The sequence below is a fragment of the Streptomyces sp. NBC_00691 genome, from assembly GCF_036226665.1.
Classification (GTDB): domain Bacteria; phylum Actinomycetota; class Actinomycetes; order Streptomycetales; family Streptomycetaceae; genus Streptomyces.
Window position 1 is genome coordinate 7041484 of the sequence record NZ_CP109007.1, and the last position, 14782, is coordinate 7056265.

Below are 14782 nucleotides of genomic sequence, written 5' to 3' on the forward strand. Positions count from 1 at the left end.
TTGACCATTGGTGTCATGCCTACCGACGATCCTCCCGAGTCCCTCCGCCTCACCACCGACGAGCAGTTGCGCGCCGTCTCCAACCTCACGCGCCACCGGATCATGGCCGTGCTCCGCTTCGAGCCCGCGACGATCACACAGATCGCCGAGCGGGTCGGCCTCGCGAAGGGGAGCTCCAGCTACCACGTACGACTGCTCGAACGGGCCGGCCTGGTGAAGGTCGTACGGACCCGGAAGGTCCGCGGCGTCACCGAGCGGTACTACGCCATGGCCGCGCGGTCGATCGTGCTGCCGGATCCGGGCGAGGGCGGCCCGGACGTGCTGATGCGACATGCGGTGGCGGACCTGGAAGCGGCGCCGGCGGACACCGAGCGGCACGTGGGGATGGCGCATCTGCGGCTCACCGACGAGCAGTTCGAAGAGCTGGGGGCGCGTCTGCAGGCCCTGGCGAAGGAGTTCCGGGAGCTGTCGGACCCGTCCCTCCCGGACGCGTCCTTCGTCTTCGCGCTGTTCCACCCGGCATCACGGAAGCAGACCCAGGGGGACGCTGAATGACCATGGACGTACGGAAGTTGCCGAGCGGGTTCGGACGGCTCTGGACCGCGCAGACGGTCTCCTCGCTCGGTGACGGCGTGTCACACGCCGCGCTGCCGCTGCTCGCGTTGACGTTGACGCGGGACCCGATGGCGCTCGCCGTCGTCACGGCCGCCGGGACGCTGCCGTGGCTGCTCTTCGGGGTGCTCGGCGGTGCGCTGGTGGACCGCTGGGACCGGCGGCGCACGATGTGGGTCACGGACGCGGCGCGTGCGGCGCTGCTCGCGATACCGGCGGCGGCGGCCGCGCTCGACGCGCTGAGCATTCCGCTGCTCGCGGCCGTCGCCTTCCTCCTCGGCCTCGGCGGACTCTTCTTCGACACCGCCGCCACGGCCTATCTGCCGGATCTGCTCGGCCGGGACCCCGTGCTCCTGGAGCGCGCCAACTCCCGGATGCGCGGCACCCAGACCGCCGCTTCGGGGTTCGCCGGGCCGCCCGCGGGCAGCGCCCTGCTCGCCCTCGGGCGAGCGGTTCCGCTGCTCGCCGACGCATTGTCCTTCGCGGTCTCGGCACTGCTGGTACGGTCGCTGCCCGCCGCACCCGTGCCCGTACCGCAGGCACGTGAGTCGCTGCTGCGGCAGGCGCGGGCCGGTGCCTCGTACGTGTTCCGGGACCAGTTGCTGCTCGGCCTCGCGTTGCGCCCCGCGGTCGGGAACATCGCCTTCCTCGCCGTCGAGACCGTGCTCGCCCTCTTCGCGCACGAGCGTCTCGGCATCGACACCTTCGGCTTCGGCCTGCTCCTCACGGCGGAGGCCACCGGAGGCCTGCTCGGCGCGGGCATCGCGTCCTTCCTCGGCCGACGACTCGGCACCGGCACCGCCCTGACCTGCACGGCCGCAGTCGAGGGGCTCGCGATCCTGGGACTCGCCGCCGCCCCGAACCCGTACGTCGCGGGCCTCGCGCTCGCCGTCTGCGGAGCGGGCATGGGTGCCACGATGGTGCTCGCCCCCTCCCTCCGGCAGTCGATCGTCCCCGCCCACCTCATGGGCCGTGTCGCCTCGACCTCCCGCATGCTCGGCATGTGCGCCGCCCCGTTCGGCGCCTTCCTCGGCGGCTGGCTCGCCACCGCCTACGACGTCCGCACCCCGCTCTACGTGGCCGCCGGTCTGCTCCTCACCATGACCGCCGTCACCGCGACCATGACCGGCAACCGCCGGGTCGAGGCGGCGCTGCGTGCCGCCGCCGCGGCCGACGACCCGGATGGTCCGGGGGGCAGGGATCTCGTCCAGGAGGGTGCCGCCCACTAGGGCCTGTCGTCAGACTCCCGTCTGCCCCGCGACGCCTGGCACGCACTCTCGCCGCACCGGGCGAAAGCCCGAGTACGTCCGTCCAGTACGAGGGCTTCCTCCCGGCACACCGAGAGCACGCACCAGACGCCGCGGGGCCGCCCTCCGGGCGACGACGGGAGTGTGACGACCGGCCCTAGGGCCTCGACAGGCCCCAGGTCACCGCACCGCGAGGACCCGATCCACGAGGCGACGTGTGGAAGGTGGGATCGGGGGCAGGTGGGCGATGAGCGCATGGGACCGCTCATGGTGTTCACGGGCTTGCCGTCTCCCCCTTTCCGGCAGGACCGTGAGCAGTCGAACGGCCCGCACCTGGCAGGGGTGCGGGCCCGTTCGGCATGTACCGCCGACCGCGCGGGCGAGTGCCTGTGCGGGTGAGGGGTGTCGGACCGGTCGAGGCTCCCGGCCTGCGGCGTCCGAGGGGCCGGGCGGCAGGTGAGACCGCCGAGTGCGCGCGACGGGCTGGAGCGGGGGCGCGGTCCGGCCGATCACTCGGATATGGCCTCCGACAACACTGCCCCCGGCACACCGCCCGTCGGCCCTCCCGCCGAGTCCGAACGCCACGCCTCCTGGCTGGAGTTGTTCTTCGACCTCATCGCCGTCGCGGGCGTCGCCCAGTTGGCGCACCTGCTGCACGGCACCCCGGGCGCGGACGACCTCGGCTTCTACTGTCTCCTGTACCTGGCGTTCTGGACGGCGTGGATGTGCTTCACGACGTACGGCAACGTCGCCGCCGACACGGTGCACACACGGACGGTCCTGATCGGCATGTTCGGGCTCGCCGTCATGGCCGCGGCCGTTCCCGGGATCCGCTCGGACCACGCGCGGGCCTTCGCCCTCGCCTATGTGCTCGTGCGGCTCCTGGCCTCGCGGGTCTGGCAGCGGCGGGGCGAGGTCGTCGCCGACTGGCCGATCGCGCAGCTGTCGGCGGGCGTCGTCCCCTGGATCGTGTCCGTGTGGGCGGAGGCACCGGCCCGGTACTGGCTGTGGGCCCTCGGGCTCGCCCTCGACCTGGGGCTCACCTTCGCCCGCTCCCGCAACCAGATCCTGGCCCGGGCACGCGGGGAATGGGAGGAGCGCGCCGCCGGCCGCGAGCGGCCGTCCCGCCCGCGGCCGGTGGCCGCCCGGCTCGACGCCGCGCATCTCGACGAGCGGCTCGGGCTGTTCACCCTGATCGTGATCGGCGAGAGCGTCGCGCTGTCGGTGGAGGCCTCGTCGGAGGCCGAGTGGACCTCCCGGCTCGGCGCGCTGGCGGCGGGCTCCTTCGTTCTGCTGCTCGCGCTGTGGGCGCTCGCGGTGCGCCGTTCGTGCGGGGTGCCGTTGCTCGGCTTCGGTGTGCTCGCCCCGCGCTTCGCGCTGCCGATGCACTGTGTGTCGACGGGCGCGCTCGCCGCGCTGGCCGCCTCGCTCGGCGGGGCCGTGGAGCACGTCGACGGTGAGCTGCCGCCCGGGATGCGCTGGCTCATGTGCGGCAGCATCACCGCGTTCCTCGCCGTCGGCCTGCTGGCGGGAGCGGCCTCCGGCCGGGGTGCCCGCTGGGGCCTGGGGGCCGGGGTGCCCGTCGTCGTCGCGCCGGTCCTGCTCGGAGCCTTCGCCGGCCGCGGATCACCGGCCGCACTGGTCTGGGCCCTGGTGGCGGTGGCCCGCTGGCCATGGCTGTACGAGCGGCTGACCGCGCGGCACGGCACCGGGGCCACCCGGTCGTAGGGGGCGTGCCGTCCTCCCGCGGAGCCGCCCTTCGCCGGGTTGCCTCGTCCCGTGTCCCGTGTGGTCCAGGTGGCCCCCGTGGTCGTGCGAGGGACTGACTCCCGGGTCACCATCGACGTGAACCGGGAAGCGGGGGACGCGGGAGAGACGGAGGCCGTCATGGCAGCAGGCTGGGAGCCCCGGCCCTCGGAGGCCGTCGGCGGCGACGGCCCGGGCGGACCCGAATGGCGGCCCGTTCTCGATGTGCCCCCGCCGGGACAGCAGCGTCGGTGGACGGTCCTGCTGCGCTGGCTGCTGCTCCTCCCGCAGTTCGTCGTGGTCGCCCTGCTCTCCTTCGTCGCCTTCTTCGTCACGATCGCGGGCTGGTTCAGCGCTCTGGTCCTGGGCCGGCTGCCCGACCCGATCGCGTCCTTCCTCGGCTCGGTCCTCGCCTACCAGACCCGGGTTTCGGCCGGCGCGGCCCTGCTCGTCGACCGCTACCCGCCGTTCGCCTTCGACGCACCCGACTACCCGGTCCGCATCGAACTGCGCGCCACCCCGCTCAACCGGCTCGCCGTCCTGTTCCGGCTGTTCCTGATGATTCCGGCGGCCGTCGTCAGCAGCCTCGCCCAGTCCGGCTGGTTCGCCGTCAGCTGGGTCTTCTGGCTGATCGGCATCATCCTGGGCCGCCTCCCCGAACCGGTCTTCGGGGCCACGGCGGCCGTCGTCCGCTACCGGATGCGCCTGGCCGCCTACGCGATGATGCTGACGCCCGTGTACCCCAAGGGGCTCCTGGGCGACGCTCCCGAGGCCGCCTCGCAGCCCGCGTACTCCGCGACCCGTCCGCTCCGGCTGGGGACCGGCGCGCAGGTGCTGGTCTGGCTCTTCCTGCTCCTCGGGCTCGCCGGGCATCTCACCTCGGGCACGATCGACTACGACGACCAGGGCGACGACCACGCGGGCACGGCCTCCGCCGGCCGGGTCGCGGGGTGACGGCTCCGGCGGCCCCGCCCGCGGGCCGGACGTCGTCGCGGGCGGAACACGACTGACGCGTTCGCCGTGATGCGAGGGGGGAAGAACGCCTCGTCCTACGGTGGTTCGATGCGATCCGTTCCAAGATGGGCCCTTCTGTCCTCGGGGTGTGCCCCGTTGACGCTGGTCGGTGGCTGGACCGTCGCGGCCCTGCTCGAAGGGCCCGCCTACGATCCCGTCACGCAGACCATCAGCGTCCTCGCCGCCTACGGGGCCGAGGGGTCCTGGGTCATGACCGGGGCGTTCCTCGCGCTGGGCGTCTGCCACCTCCTCACCGCGTGGGGGCTGCGGCCCGCCGCTCGCGCCGGGCGGGTGGCGCTCGCCGGTGGTGGCGTCGCGGCTTTCGGGGTCGCGCTGATTCCCGCGCCGAGCAGCGGCGGGTCCCTGCGGCACGGGGCGGTCGTCGTGACCGGCTTCACGCTGCTCGCGGTGTGGCCGGTCCTGGCCGCCCTGCGCCGTGGCGGCGTGCCGTGGGGGCTGCGGCTGACGCCCTCCGTCGCCGTGAGCGCGCTGATGGCCCTCGGCGCGGTCTGGTTCCTCGTCGAGATGAACCGGCGGGGATCCGCAGGCGTCGCCGAACGGCTCGTGACCTGTATCCAGTCGACCTGGCCCTTGGTGGTGGTCGCCTCCTGTCTCCGCTACGCCCGTGACATGAGAGGCGAGGGGGGCGGGGACGGTGGGAGCGGTCACCGGGGTGCGGACGACGAGAGCGACGAGACGTCCGCGCCCCCTCGGTGACCGTGGGGGCGGTGAAGGAGACGCGGTGAGGCGTGTCCCGCCGCGGCGCGCACTCGCTTGTGTGTTCGATTTAGCGTTATGGTGGGTCCGTGACCGCAGCACGACCACCCGCCCTGCCCGGACTCCAGGGTTCCTTGTTCGACCAGGGCGAAGAGATCCGCTTCGGCCCGCTGGACGGACTCCGGCGGACGCCGCTCGGCGACGGCGCCTGGGTCGATCACCTTCCCGGCTGGCTGCACGGCGCCGACGCGCTGTTCGAGGAACTCGTCGGACGGGTGCCCTGGCGGGCCGAGGAGCGGCCGATGTACGACAACGTCGTCGCCGTACCCCGGCTCCTGGCCCACTACGGCGAAGGCGCGCCGCTTCCGCACTCCGCCCTCGCCGAGGCCCGGCAGACGCTCGGGGCCCACTACGCCGCGGAACTGGGGGAACCCTTCGTCTCCGCCGGTCTCTGCCTCTACCGCGACGGCCGCGACAGCGTGGCCTGGCACGGCGACCGCACCGGCCGTTCCGCCCACCACGACACCATGGTCGCCATCCTCTCCCTGGGTGACCCCCGCGACCTCGCCTTCCGTCCGCGGTCCGGCGGCCCCACACACCTCCGCCTCCCGCTCGGCCACGGAGACCTCGTCGTGATGGGCGGCTCCTGTCAGCGCACCTGGGAACATGCCGTCCCCAAGACGAGTCGGGCCGTCGGACCCCGTATCAGCGTCCAGTTCCGCCCCCGCGGAGTCCGCTGAGGCCCGCGCCCGGCTCGGCGGCCGGGCCGGGGCTAGACCTCGGCCCCCGCCTCGGTCTCGGCGTCCGCCTCGGGCCGCGTCTTCTCGCCGGCCCGGTGCGGGCGGAGGGCGACGGCGCACCAGACGCCTGCCACGAGCAGGGCCGCCGCCGCCATCGCGCCGACCAGCGGCGCCTCCGGGCGCCAGCCCAGGGAGAGCCGGGTGCCCAGGTACGTCAGCCCGGCCGCGATCCGGCCCGGGGCGTAGAGCGGGACCCTGGCGGCGGTGATCCGCAGGACGGCCGCCACGGCCAGGCCGATCACGGCCCAGGCGGCCAGGTACGGCCACACCGGGCCGGGCGCGGCGGGCGGAAGACCGTACTCCCTGAAGCCGATCCGGAACAGCGACGTCAGCCAGCCCGTGGCCACGGCGGCGGCACTGATGCCCACCGCCCACAGGGCGTGGCGCCAGAACGGGCCCGGTCGTACGTTCCCCTCGTCGTCGTCGAAGGGGTCGGGTGCGAAGAGTCCAGTCACGGCCGGTAGGACGCCGCGCCGCGGTACGGGGTTGCCCCTGGGAGCGCCCCGGGCTCGCCGTCCGGTCAGCCGGCCCAGCGGCCGGTCAGGAACGTCAGGGCGAACAGCGTCGACACCGGTGCGGCGAGGCAGAAGTACGCGGTCCTGAAGCGTGGTGAGCGAAGGGTCCAGGCGGCCAGCGTGATCCACAGCGGCCACCACAGGAGGGTCGCCCGGGGGACGGACTGGTACCAGTAGGACGTCCCCAGGGCCCACAGGCTGAGGCCGACGTAGGCGGCTTCGGGCCAGCGGCGCCGCCGCAGCAGGAGGGCCACCAGCGCGAGGCCGACGACCATGGCGAGGAGCTCGGCCTGGAACATGAACGCGTAACCGGTCGTCTGGACCCGGCCGAACGCGGACTCCCAGGTGGTGCTCCAGGCGTCCCACGGCGTGTGGAAGTGGCGGTACCACCCCCGCTCCTGGGCGTGTTTCCAGGCCATCCAGTCGCCGGTGTGCGACTGCAGGTACCAGGCGTACAGGACCGCGGGAAGGGCCGGCAGGGCGAGCCAGGGCAGCGGCCGCCAGTCGGAGCGGGCGCGGGCGGTCAGGACGAAGTGGAGGGCGAGGGCCGCGGCGAGGAAGAGACCGCTGATGCGGACGGTCGTCGCCAGGGCGGCCAGCGTGGCGGCCAGGGGCCAGTCGCGGCGGTGGGCGGCGAGCCAGGCCGGCAGGGCGAGGGCGAGGAAGAGCGACTCGCTGTACCCGGTGGCGAGGAAGACCGCGCAGGGCGAGAGCAGCAGGAGCTGAGCCGTCCGCCGGCCGGCGTTCGCGTCGGGCAGATACAGACGTGCGATCCGTACGAGTGCCAGAACCGCGATCCCGCCGGTGACGAACGAGATCAGCAGCCCGGCCGCCGTCCAGCTCGGTACGACGGTGTGGACGGCCCGCAGGACGAGGGGGAATCCCGGGAAGAAGGCCTCACGGTTGTCCCACTCGGCCCCCCAGGGGCCGCTTCCCCCAGGGAAGTAGCCGTCGCGCGCCACGTTCAGGAAGTGACCCCAGTCCCAGCGTTCGAAGGGCGCGAGGGCGGGGCCCGCGTCGCGCGCGTCGGCGTCGGCAGGGAAGAGCCACCGCGCGCCGTAGGCGGTGATCCACAGGGCCGTGCGGGTGAGCAGATACAGCCAGAGCACGTCCCGGTCCTCGGCGCCGAGCGGCAGCCGCGGCGGTCGTGGGCGGCGGTCGGTGCGGGGGAGGGGACGGAGCGCGGCGAGCGGCGGCGTCTTCTCCCGCGGCCTCGGGGACATCACAGACATGAGGGACTTCCGTCAGGGTGGGAGGGCATGGCGGATCGCGCGACGGCGGCGCGTCACGGGGCGGGTCGGCGAGGGTGCGGAGCCCGGGCGGGGTCGGGGCGGAGAGGGGCCCCGCCCGGGGGCCGTGTCCAGCGGTCCGGCCCGTCCGGTGCTCAGGGCGGCGAGGTCGTCACCCGTCCCGACGGCTCCGTCGCCGTCGCCGACGGATCGCCGGCGGGGCCCTCCCGGGTGGGTGTGCCCGGTGCCGTCGAGCCGCTCGTCGGCGGGCGGGTGGTCTCCCCGGGGGACGGCGCGTCGGCCGAGGGGCTGACCGCCGGAACGACGGGAGCGGGTGCGTCCGACAGGAGAGCCGCCGCGGTCACCCCGCCACCGGCGAGGATCAGGCACGCGGCCCCCGCGACGACGGCGACGCGACGCCGGTGCGCGCGCCGGGCGCGTTCGGCGATGCGCGCGACCGGTACGGCGCGGGAGCGGGCCTGCCCGGAGGCGGCCGCCTGCCGGAACATCTCGCGAAGAGGATCCTGGGGGTCCTGGGCGTGCTGGGGGTCAAGCACCGGGGTCCTCCTCGACGTTCCGGGGCTGCAGGCGATCGGCGAGCGCGACCCGGCCACGGACCAGGTGCGTCTTGACGGTGCTGGCGGACTGTCCCGTCTCGCCGGCGATCTGTTCGACGCTCAGGTCGCACAGGTAGTGCAGGGTCACCGAGCGGCGCTGCTGGGCGGGCAGGCCGCGCAGCGCGTCGATGAGCACCACGTACTCGGGGCCCGGGCCCTCGACGGGCGGGGGCGCGCCCGCACGGTCCCAGGCGTCCGAGGTCCGCCTGCGGAAACGCCAGCGGCTCACCGCCAGGCGCCAGGCGACCGTACGGATCCACGCCTCCGGCTGCCCGTCGCGGTCGAGCTGCCGTCGGCGGCTCCAGCCCTTGACGAACGCCTCCTGCACGACGTCCTGAGCCTCGTGCAGATCGCCCAGCATCACGTACAACTGCCCTGTGAGTCGTGCGACCGCCTGCTCGTAGAACGCCTCGAACTCCTCAACGGTCAACACTCACTCCCGGATCTTTCGCTTCACCACGCATACGCCTGGCGCCAGGCGTCCGGTCGACACGGTCCGCGTATGCACGGAGTGATGGTGATCACAGCACCGGCTCGGGGTCGTCGAACGACATGCGGCGGACGACGCGCAGGCGGGTCCCGCGGTGTCCGATCCCCGTCGGGCGGCTCGGTGAGGGGCCCGGGGAGCCCGTGGGAGCCCCGGCGCGGCCGATCGTGCGAAAGAAGCCGGGACGCCGGTGTCGAGAATCCGCCGTCGGCTCCGTCCCGGGGGTGGAAGTGACCACAATGGGTCGCACCGGCACCGAGGAGACGAACCGCCATGGCCAAGTACCTGCTGCTCAAGCACTACCGAGGCGCCCCCGCCGCGGTCAACGACGTCCCCATGGACCAGTGGACGCCGGAGGAGATCTCGGCGCACGTCCAGTACATGCGCGACTTCGCGGACCGCCTCAAGGAGACCGGCGAATACGTCGACGGCCAGGCGCTCTCCCCGGAGGGCACGTTCGTCCGGTACGACGGCGAAGGACGGCCGCCGGTCACCGACGGCCCGTTCGCCGAGACGAAGGACCTCATCGCGGGCTGGATGGAGATCGACGTCGAGACCTACGACCGGGCGGTCGAACTGGCCGGCGAACTCTCCGCGGCACCGGGCGCGGGCGGCAAGCCGATCCACGAGTGGCTCGAACTGCGCCCGTTCCTGTCCGCACCGCCCACCATCACGGAGTGACGGGCCGTCCCGTGAACGAGGCCCTGCTCAGGAGCCTGACGCCGGGCGTGCTCGGCATCCTCGTCCGCCGCGGAGCCGACTTCGCGGCGGCCGAGGACGCCGTCCAGGACGCCCTGGTCGAGGCGATCCGGGTCTGGCCGGAGGACCCGCCCCGGGACCCGAAGGGCTGGCTCGTCACCGTCGCCTGGCGCAAGTTCCTCGACGCGACCAGGGCGGACACCGCCCGGCGGCGGCGCGAGGACCTCGTCGAGGAGGAGCCGCCGCCGGGACCCGCGCCCGCGGTGGACGACACGCTGCAGCTCTACTTCCTCTGCGCCCACCCCTCGCTGACGCCGTCCTCCGCGGTCGCCCTCACCCTGCGCGCCGTCGGAGGGCTGACCACCCGCCAGATCGCCCAGGCCTATCTGGTGCCCGAGGCCACCATGGCGCAGCGCATCAGCCGCGCCAAGCGCACCGTCTCCGGCGTGCGGTTCGACCGGCCGGGCGATGTGGCCACCGTCCTGCGCGTCCTCTACCTGGTCTTCAACGAGGGCTACTCCGGCGACGTCGACCTCGCCGCCGAGGCCATCCGGCTCACCCGGCGGCTCGCGACCGTCATCGACCACCCCGAAGTCGCCGGACTGCTCGCCCTCATGCTGCTCCATCACGCCCGGCGGGCCGGTCGCACCGCCGCCGACGGCGGCCTGGTGCCGCTCGCCGAGCAGGACAGGGGCCGCTGGGACACCGCGCTGATCGCCGAGGGCGTCGAGATCCTGCAGGCGGCCCTCGCCCGCGACCGGCTCGGCGAGTACCAGGCACAGGCCGCCGTCGCCGCGCTGCACGCCGACGCGCCCACCGCGGAGGAGACCGACTGGGTGCAGATCGTCGAGTGGTACGACGAACTCGCCCGGCTCACCGACAGCCCCGTCGTCCGGCTCAACCGTGCCGTGGCCGTCGGCGAGGCCGACGGACCGCGTGCCGGGCTCGCGGCGCTCGCGGAGCTGACCGGCGCCTCCCCGGGGTCCGCCGCCCGTGGCCGGGGCCCGGCCCTGCCCCGCGCCACCGCGGCGGCGGCGTATCTCCACGAGCGGGCCGGGGACCTGGCGACGGCGGCCCGGCTGTACGCCGACGCGGCCCGGGAGGCCCCCAACCTCGCCGAACGCGACTACCTGACCCGGCAGGCCGCCCGCCTCAACACCGCCGGGTCCTGAGGACTGACGGCCGGGCCGGAGACGGAGCCGCTCAGTTGAGGGCGTCGTCCATGGAGCTCTGCCAGTACGTCACGCGCAGCGAGCTGTCGACGTACACGCCCTTGCCGCCGAGCGGGGGCCGCGCGGTCGTGCCGTCGGTGAAGCCGACGGTGAGGCTCGTCGTCGTGTAGCCGTGCTGTCCGCTGCCGTCGGCGGCGGACAGGATCACGCCCGCGTACCCGGACTCACCCGGAGCGAGGGTCACGACCGCCTGCGGGTGGGTCTCCTCGATGACCGGCGGGACGGACTGGGCTTCGCCGAAGCGCGCGACCGGGTAGCCGAGGAGGTCGCAGAGGCCGGAGCCGGTGTTGGTGACGGTGAGCAGCATGTGGTTCAACGGGCGGGCGACCGGGGTGGCGGTGGCCCTCGTGTTGCCCGCGCCGCACTGCTTGTTCCGTGAGGGCCCGTCCGAGCCGTCGCCTCCGGAGGCCGAGGCGTTCGACCCGTCGTCGCCTCCGGAGCCGCTGCTCCCGGCGGAGGTGGTGCCGCCGGACTTCCCGCCGGTGGTGGCGCCCGTGGTCGTACCGCCGTTCTTCGATCCACCGGTCGTGCCGCCGGTCGAACCGCTCGTCGAACCGCCGGTCGAGCCGCCGCTCGTGGAGCCCGCCGTCGTGCCGGACGAAGCGCCCGGCGATCCCGTCGTGCCGCCCGTGGCGGGCGTGGCCGGGGTCCCGGTGGGCCGAGCGGCCGAGGCGGTGGGTGTGACGGAGGTCGGAGCGGCGCCCTCGTCCTTCGCGCCTCCGCCGCCGCAGGCGGTGAGCGAGAGAGCGGCCACGGCGAGTGTCGTGGCGGCGAGAAGACGGGTGCGGGTGGTGCGTCCGGACATGGGAGTCCCCCTTGACGACGGGTCGGGATTCGGTCGTTGTACGGCGTCGGCCGCCGGTTCCCCGTGGCGGCCTTGCTTCGCCGACCACAGCGTGTGACAGGATCCGTTCCAGCTGCCGCTCCTCCCGGGCGGTACGGGACGCTGGAATGAAATCAAGGCGCTGACCTGCACTGATGTCCCTGTCCAGGGACGCGGGAACGAACGCCGGAAGAGGGTGGAACGGTGGCGGGGGACGAGTTCGCGGCGCTGTTGGGTCAGCTCAAGGAGCGCTCGGGGCTCAGTTACGGCACGCTCGGCAAGCGTCTGCACATGAGCGCCTCGACCTTGCACCGGTACGTCAACGGGGATGCCGTACCCGTGGACTACGCGCCCGTGGAGCGGCTCGCACGGCTGTGCAGGGCGACGCCCGACGAACTCGTCGAGCTGCACCGGCTGTGGGTGCGGGCGGACGTGGCGCGCGGGCGGAAGGCCGACCCCGCGCCCGCCGCGCCGGCAGCCGCCGCGCCGACCGAGCCGGCGTCCGCGGCAGCGCCCGAAGCGGCGCCGGAGGCCTCCGCGGCCGTGCCCGGCCCGGCCCCCGCGGAACCGGACCCGTCCTCTCCGAAGCGCCGGCGGCTCCGGCGTGCCGCCGTGCTCGTGGGCACCGCCGTGGCCGCCGCCGTGGCGGTCGCCCTCGTCATGAACCTCGCGGGCCAGGACGGACCGGCGAAGGGACGCGCGGCGGGCGACGCGGCTCCACCCTCCGGAGCGCCGGGGCGGTCCGGGCCCTCCGGCGGCGGGCCGACGGGGACGGCCTTCGCGCCGACCGTCGCCACCGCGCCCCACACCTGGGAAGGACCCTGCACCCAGCACTATCTGATCGACCGTGAGCCGGAACAGGTTCCGCCGCCGCCCACCGAGCAGGACGCGCCGGGATGGATCGCCGCGCTCGACGCGGTGCCGGGCGGGGACCAGCTGCTCCGGCTCACCGTGCAGGGCACCAGGAAGGAGACGGTCGTCCTGGAGGCCCTCCACGTCAGGGTCGTGAGCAAGAAGACGCCCCTGGCCTGGAACGACTACGTGATGGGCGTCGGCTGCGGCGGCGAGGTGTCGACGAAGGCCTTCGCCGTCGACCTCGACTCTGCGCGGCCCACCGCCGTCCCCGTGGGCGGGCAGCGGACGTTCTCGTACAAGACGAGCGAGTCCGATCCCGTGATCTTCAACGTGGCCGCGCGCGCCCAGGCGCACGACGTCAGCTGGTACCTGGAACTCGTCTGGTCCAGCGGCGAGGAGCACGGCACGCTCCGCATCGACGACGACGGCCGCCCGTTCCGTACCAGTGGCAACCTGGCGCGGCCCGCGTACGCCTACCCCCTGGGCTGGACCGAGTGGATCGACAACGACGTCGACACCAGCGGGCGCTAGGTGTATTTGCCCAGTGAGGTTGGGGACGCGGCTGATGGGTGGGTGTCCGTCGCGTGCGGTGTGCCGGCGGCCGACCGGCTCGGGGACCGACTCGGTGGCGGACCGGTCCGAGCGCCGGGGAACAATGGCGTGACGTCGCCCGCACGCAACGGCACTTTCGAGGAAGAAGAAGGCGAGAGACACCCATGAACGTCAGCGCACACATGGAAGCCGTCTACACGGAGGTCCGACGGCGCAACCCCGGGGAGGCGGAGTTCCACCAGGCGGCCGCCGAGGTCCTCGACTCCCTCGGTCCCGCCCTCGAGCGGCACCCCGAGTACGCCGAGACCGGGATCCTGGAGCGTCTGTGCGAGCCCGAGCGGCAGCTGCTCTTCCGGGTTCCCTGGGTGGACGACCGCGGTGCCGTGCGGGTGAACCGTGGTTTCCGGGTGGAGTTCAACAGTGCCCTGGGGCCCTACAAGGGCGGGCTGCGGTTCCACCCGAGCGTCAACCTCGGCATCGTGAAGTTCCTCGGCTTCGAGCAGATCTTCAAGAACGCGCTGACGGGCATGGCGATCGGCGGCGGCAAGGGCGGCGCGGACTTCGACCCCAAGGGCCGTTCGGACGCCGAGATCATGCGGTTCTGCCAGTCCTTCATGACCGAGCTCTACCGTCACCTCGGTGAGCACACGGACGTGCCGGCCGGGGACATCGGTGTCGGGGCGCGCGAGATCGGCTTCCTCTTCGGCCAGTACAAGCGGATCACCAACCGCTACGAGTCCGGTGTCCTCACGGGCAAGCCGGTCGGCTGGGGCGGCTCCCACGTCCGCACCGAGGCCACGGGCTACGGCGCGGTCTACTTCGCGGAGGAGATGCTCGCGACCCGCGGCCAGGACTTCGACGGACGGCGGGTCGTGGTCTCCGGCTCCGGCAACGTGGCCGTGTACGCCGCGGAGAAGGTGCACGCCCTGGGCGGCCGCGTCGTGGCCTGCAGCGACTCCTCCGGGTACCTCGTCGACGAGGACGGCATCGACCTCGACCTGCTCAAGGACGTCAAGGAGGTGCGGCGGGCCCGGATCTCCACCTACGCGGAGGCCAGGCCGACCGCGCGCTTCTCCGCCCGGGGCACGGTGTACGACGTCCCGTGCGACATCGCCCTGCCCTGCGCGACGCAGAACGAGCTGGGTCTGGAGGACGCCGTGGCCCTGGTCAAGCACGGGGTCCTCGCGGTCGCCGAGGGCGCGAACATGCCCTGCACGCCCGAGGCGGTGAAGGTGTTCCGCGAGGCCGGTGTCCTCTTCGGTCCCGGCAAGGCGGCCAACGCCGGCGGCGTGGCGACCTCGGCCCTGGAGATGCAGCAGAACGCGGCCCGTGACAGCTGGACCTTCGAGCAGACCGAGTCGCGGCTCGCCGAGGTCATGCGCGGTGTCCACGCCGAGTGCCGTGCCACAGCGGAGGCGTACGGCGGCAACGCCGAGGACTACGTCCTCGGCGCCAACGTGGCCGGGTTCCTGCGTGTGGCGCGGGCGATGACCGCGCAGGGCGTGATCTGAGAACCCTGCCGCACGGAAGGTTCCGTCCCGCGCGCCCGGTGGCGCGGGGCGGAACCCCCTGCCGGGGCGTCCCCGTTACGGGCATGATCGGCAAAAGCCTACCAGCGCGGCTCTTCCCGGACCGGG

At 73.7% G+C, this 14782-nt stretch carries 15 protein-coding genes; 10 read left to right on the forward strand and 5 right to left on the reverse strand.

What is annotated here, in order from left to right; genetic code table 11:
* The first annotated feature begins 15 nt into the window (after positions 1-15).
* The 6 genes from OG392_RS31650 to OG392_RS31675 all read left to right on the forward strand — a co-directional run bounded on the left by OG392_RS31650 (position 16) and on the right by OG392_RS31675 (position 6076).
* Entirely contained in the window at positions 16-555 is a 540-nt protein-coding gene (locus OG392_RS31650; RefSeq protein WP_329285107.1) for an ArsR/SmtB family transcription factor, read from the forward strand.
* The gene (locus tag OG392_RS31655; protein ID WP_329285109.1) at positions 552-1841 is read left to right on the forward strand and encodes an MFS transporter; all 1290 of its coding nucleotides are present in this window, start codon (positions 552-554) and stop codon (positions 1839-1841) included. Before OG392_RS31650 ends, OG392_RS31655 begins: the two co-directional genes overlap by 4 nt.
* A 537-nt stretch (positions 1842-2378) precedes the next feature.
* Complete coding sequence (locus OG392_RS31660) at positions 2379-3587, forward strand: low temperature requirement protein A (RefSeq protein WP_329285111.1); 1209 nt, start codon at positions 2379-2381, stop codon at positions 3585-3587.
* A gap of 159 nt (positions 3588-3746) precedes the next feature.
* Positions 3747-4559, forward strand: coding sequence for a DUF4389 domain-containing protein (locus tag OG392_RS31665; RefSeq protein ID WP_329285112.1), 813 nt, complete (start codon positions 3747-3749; stop codon positions 4557-4559).
* A 108-nt stretch (positions 4560-4667) separates the two neighbouring features.
* Complete coding sequence (locus tag OG392_RS31670) at positions 4668-5336, forward strand: DUF998 domain-containing protein (RefSeq protein ID WP_329285113.1); 669 nt, start codon at positions 4668-4670, stop codon at positions 5334-5336.
* Between the two features lie 89 nt (positions 5337-5425).
* Positions 5426-6076: an alpha-ketoglutarate-dependent dioxygenase AlkB gene (locus OG392_RS31675; protein ID WP_329285115.1), complete on the forward strand. Its 651-nt coding sequence runs from the start codon at positions 5426-5428 to the stop codon at positions 6074-6076.
* 32 nt (positions 6077-6108) lie between these two features.
* On the opposite strand, the gene OG392_RS31680 is transcribed toward OG392_RS31675, so the two are convergent.
* From OG392_RS31680 to OG392_RS31695, 4 genes are all read right to left on the reverse strand, one after another.
* Complete coding sequence (locus OG392_RS31680; protein ID WP_329285116.1) at positions 6109-6591, reverse strand: hypothetical protein; 483 nt, start codon at positions 6589-6591, stop codon at positions 6109-6111.
* 65 nt (positions 6592-6656) lie between these two features.
* Entirely contained in the window at positions 6657-7883 is a 1227-nt protein-coding gene (locus OG392_RS31685; RefSeq protein WP_329285119.1) for a mannosyltransferase family protein, read from the reverse strand.
* Positions 7884-8035: 152 nt separating this feature from the next.
* Positions 8036-8437, reverse strand: coding sequence for a hypothetical protein (locus tag OG392_RS31690; RefSeq protein WP_329285122.1), 402 nt, complete (start codon positions 8435-8437; stop codon positions 8036-8038).
* Positions 8430-8927, reverse strand: a complete 498-nt coding sequence (locus OG392_RS31695; protein ID WP_329285123.1) for a SigE family RNA polymerase sigma factor — start codon at positions 8925-8927, stop codon at positions 8430-8432. The genes OG392_RS31690 and OG392_RS31695 overlap by 8 nt, the downstream gene beginning before the upstream one ends.
* Before the next feature lie 330 nt (positions 8928-9257).
* On the opposite strand from OG392_RS31695, the gene OG392_RS31700 reads away from it, so the two are divergent.
* Both OG392_RS31700 and OG392_RS31705 read left to right on the forward strand, forming a co-directional pair.
* Positions 9258-9665 carry a YciI family protein gene (locus tag OG392_RS31700; protein WP_329285125.1) on the forward strand — a complete coding sequence of 136 codons (408 nt, stop codon included), beginning with the start codon at positions 9258-9260 and terminating at the stop codon, positions 9663-9665.
* Positions 9666-9676: 11 nt separating this feature from the next.
* The gene (locus OG392_RS31705; RefSeq protein ID WP_329287587.1) at positions 9677-10855 is read left to right on the forward strand and encodes an RNA polymerase sigma factor; all 1179 of its coding nucleotides are present in this window, start codon (positions 9677-9679) and stop codon (positions 10853-10855) included.
* Between the two features lie 31 nt (positions 10856-10886).
* Here the strand turns inward: OG392_RS31705 and OG392_RS31710 are convergent, their stop codons facing one another.
* Positions 10887-11720, reverse strand: a complete 834-nt coding sequence (locus OG392_RS31710) for a DUF4232 domain-containing protein (RefSeq protein WP_329285127.1) — start codon at positions 11718-11720, stop codon at positions 10887-10889.
* A gap of 222 nt (positions 11721-11942) precedes the next feature.
* On the opposite strand from OG392_RS31710, the gene OG392_RS31715 reads away from it, so the two are divergent.
* Both OG392_RS31715 and gdhA read left to right on the forward strand, forming a co-directional pair.
* Positions 11943-13124 (forward strand): helix-turn-helix domain-containing protein, encoded by a 1182-nt coding sequence (locus tag OG392_RS31715; protein WP_329285128.1) that lies wholly within the window; start codon positions 11943-11945, stop codon positions 13122-13124.
* A gap of 185 nt (positions 13125-13309) precedes the next feature.
* Positions 13310-14656, forward strand: a complete 1347-nt coding sequence (gdhA, locus tag OG392_RS31720) for an NADP-specific glutamate dehydrogenase (RefSeq protein ID WP_329285130.1) — start codon at positions 13310-13312, stop codon at positions 14654-14656.
* Positions 14657-14782: the final 126 nt, after the last annotated feature.

Excerpts from the sequence above, each read along its gene's own strand:
- OG392_RS31660 (WP_329285111.1), top strand. The coding sequence starts at position 2,379 with ATGGCCTCCGACAACACTGCCCCCGGCACACCGCCCGTCGGCCCTCCC.
- gdhA (WP_329285130.1), top strand. The coding sequence starts at position 13,310 with ATGAACGTCAGCGCACACATGGAAGCCGTCTACACGGAGGTCCGACGG.
- OG392_RS31670 (WP_329285113.1), top strand. The coding sequence starts at position 4,668 with ATGCGATCCGTTCCAAGATGGGCCCTTCTGTCCTCGGGGTGTGCCCCG.
- OG392_RS31655 (WP_329285109.1), top strand. The coding sequence starts at position 552 with ATGACCATGGACGTACGGAAGTTGCCGAGCGGGTTCGGACGGCTCTGG.
- OG392_RS31650 (WP_329285107.1), top strand. The coding sequence starts at position 16 with ATGCCTACCGACGATCCTCCCGAGTCCCTCCGCCTCACCACCGACGAG.
- OG392_RS31685 (WP_329285119.1), bottom strand. The coding sequence starts at position 7,883 with ATGTCTGTGATGTCCCCGAGGCCGCGGGAGAAGACGCCGCCGCTCGCC.
- OG392_RS31700 (WP_329285125.1), top strand. The coding sequence starts at position 9,258 with ATGGCCAAGTACCTGCTGCTCAAGCACTACCGAGGCGCCCCCGCCGCG.
- OG392_RS31710 (WP_329285127.1), bottom strand. The coding sequence starts at position 11,720 with ATGTCCGGACGCACCACCCGCACCCGTCTTCTCGCCGCCACGACACTC.
- OG392_RS31665 (WP_329285112.1), top strand. The coding sequence starts at position 3,747 with ATGGCAGCAGGCTGGGAGCCCCGGCCCTCGGAGGCCGTCGGCGGCGAC.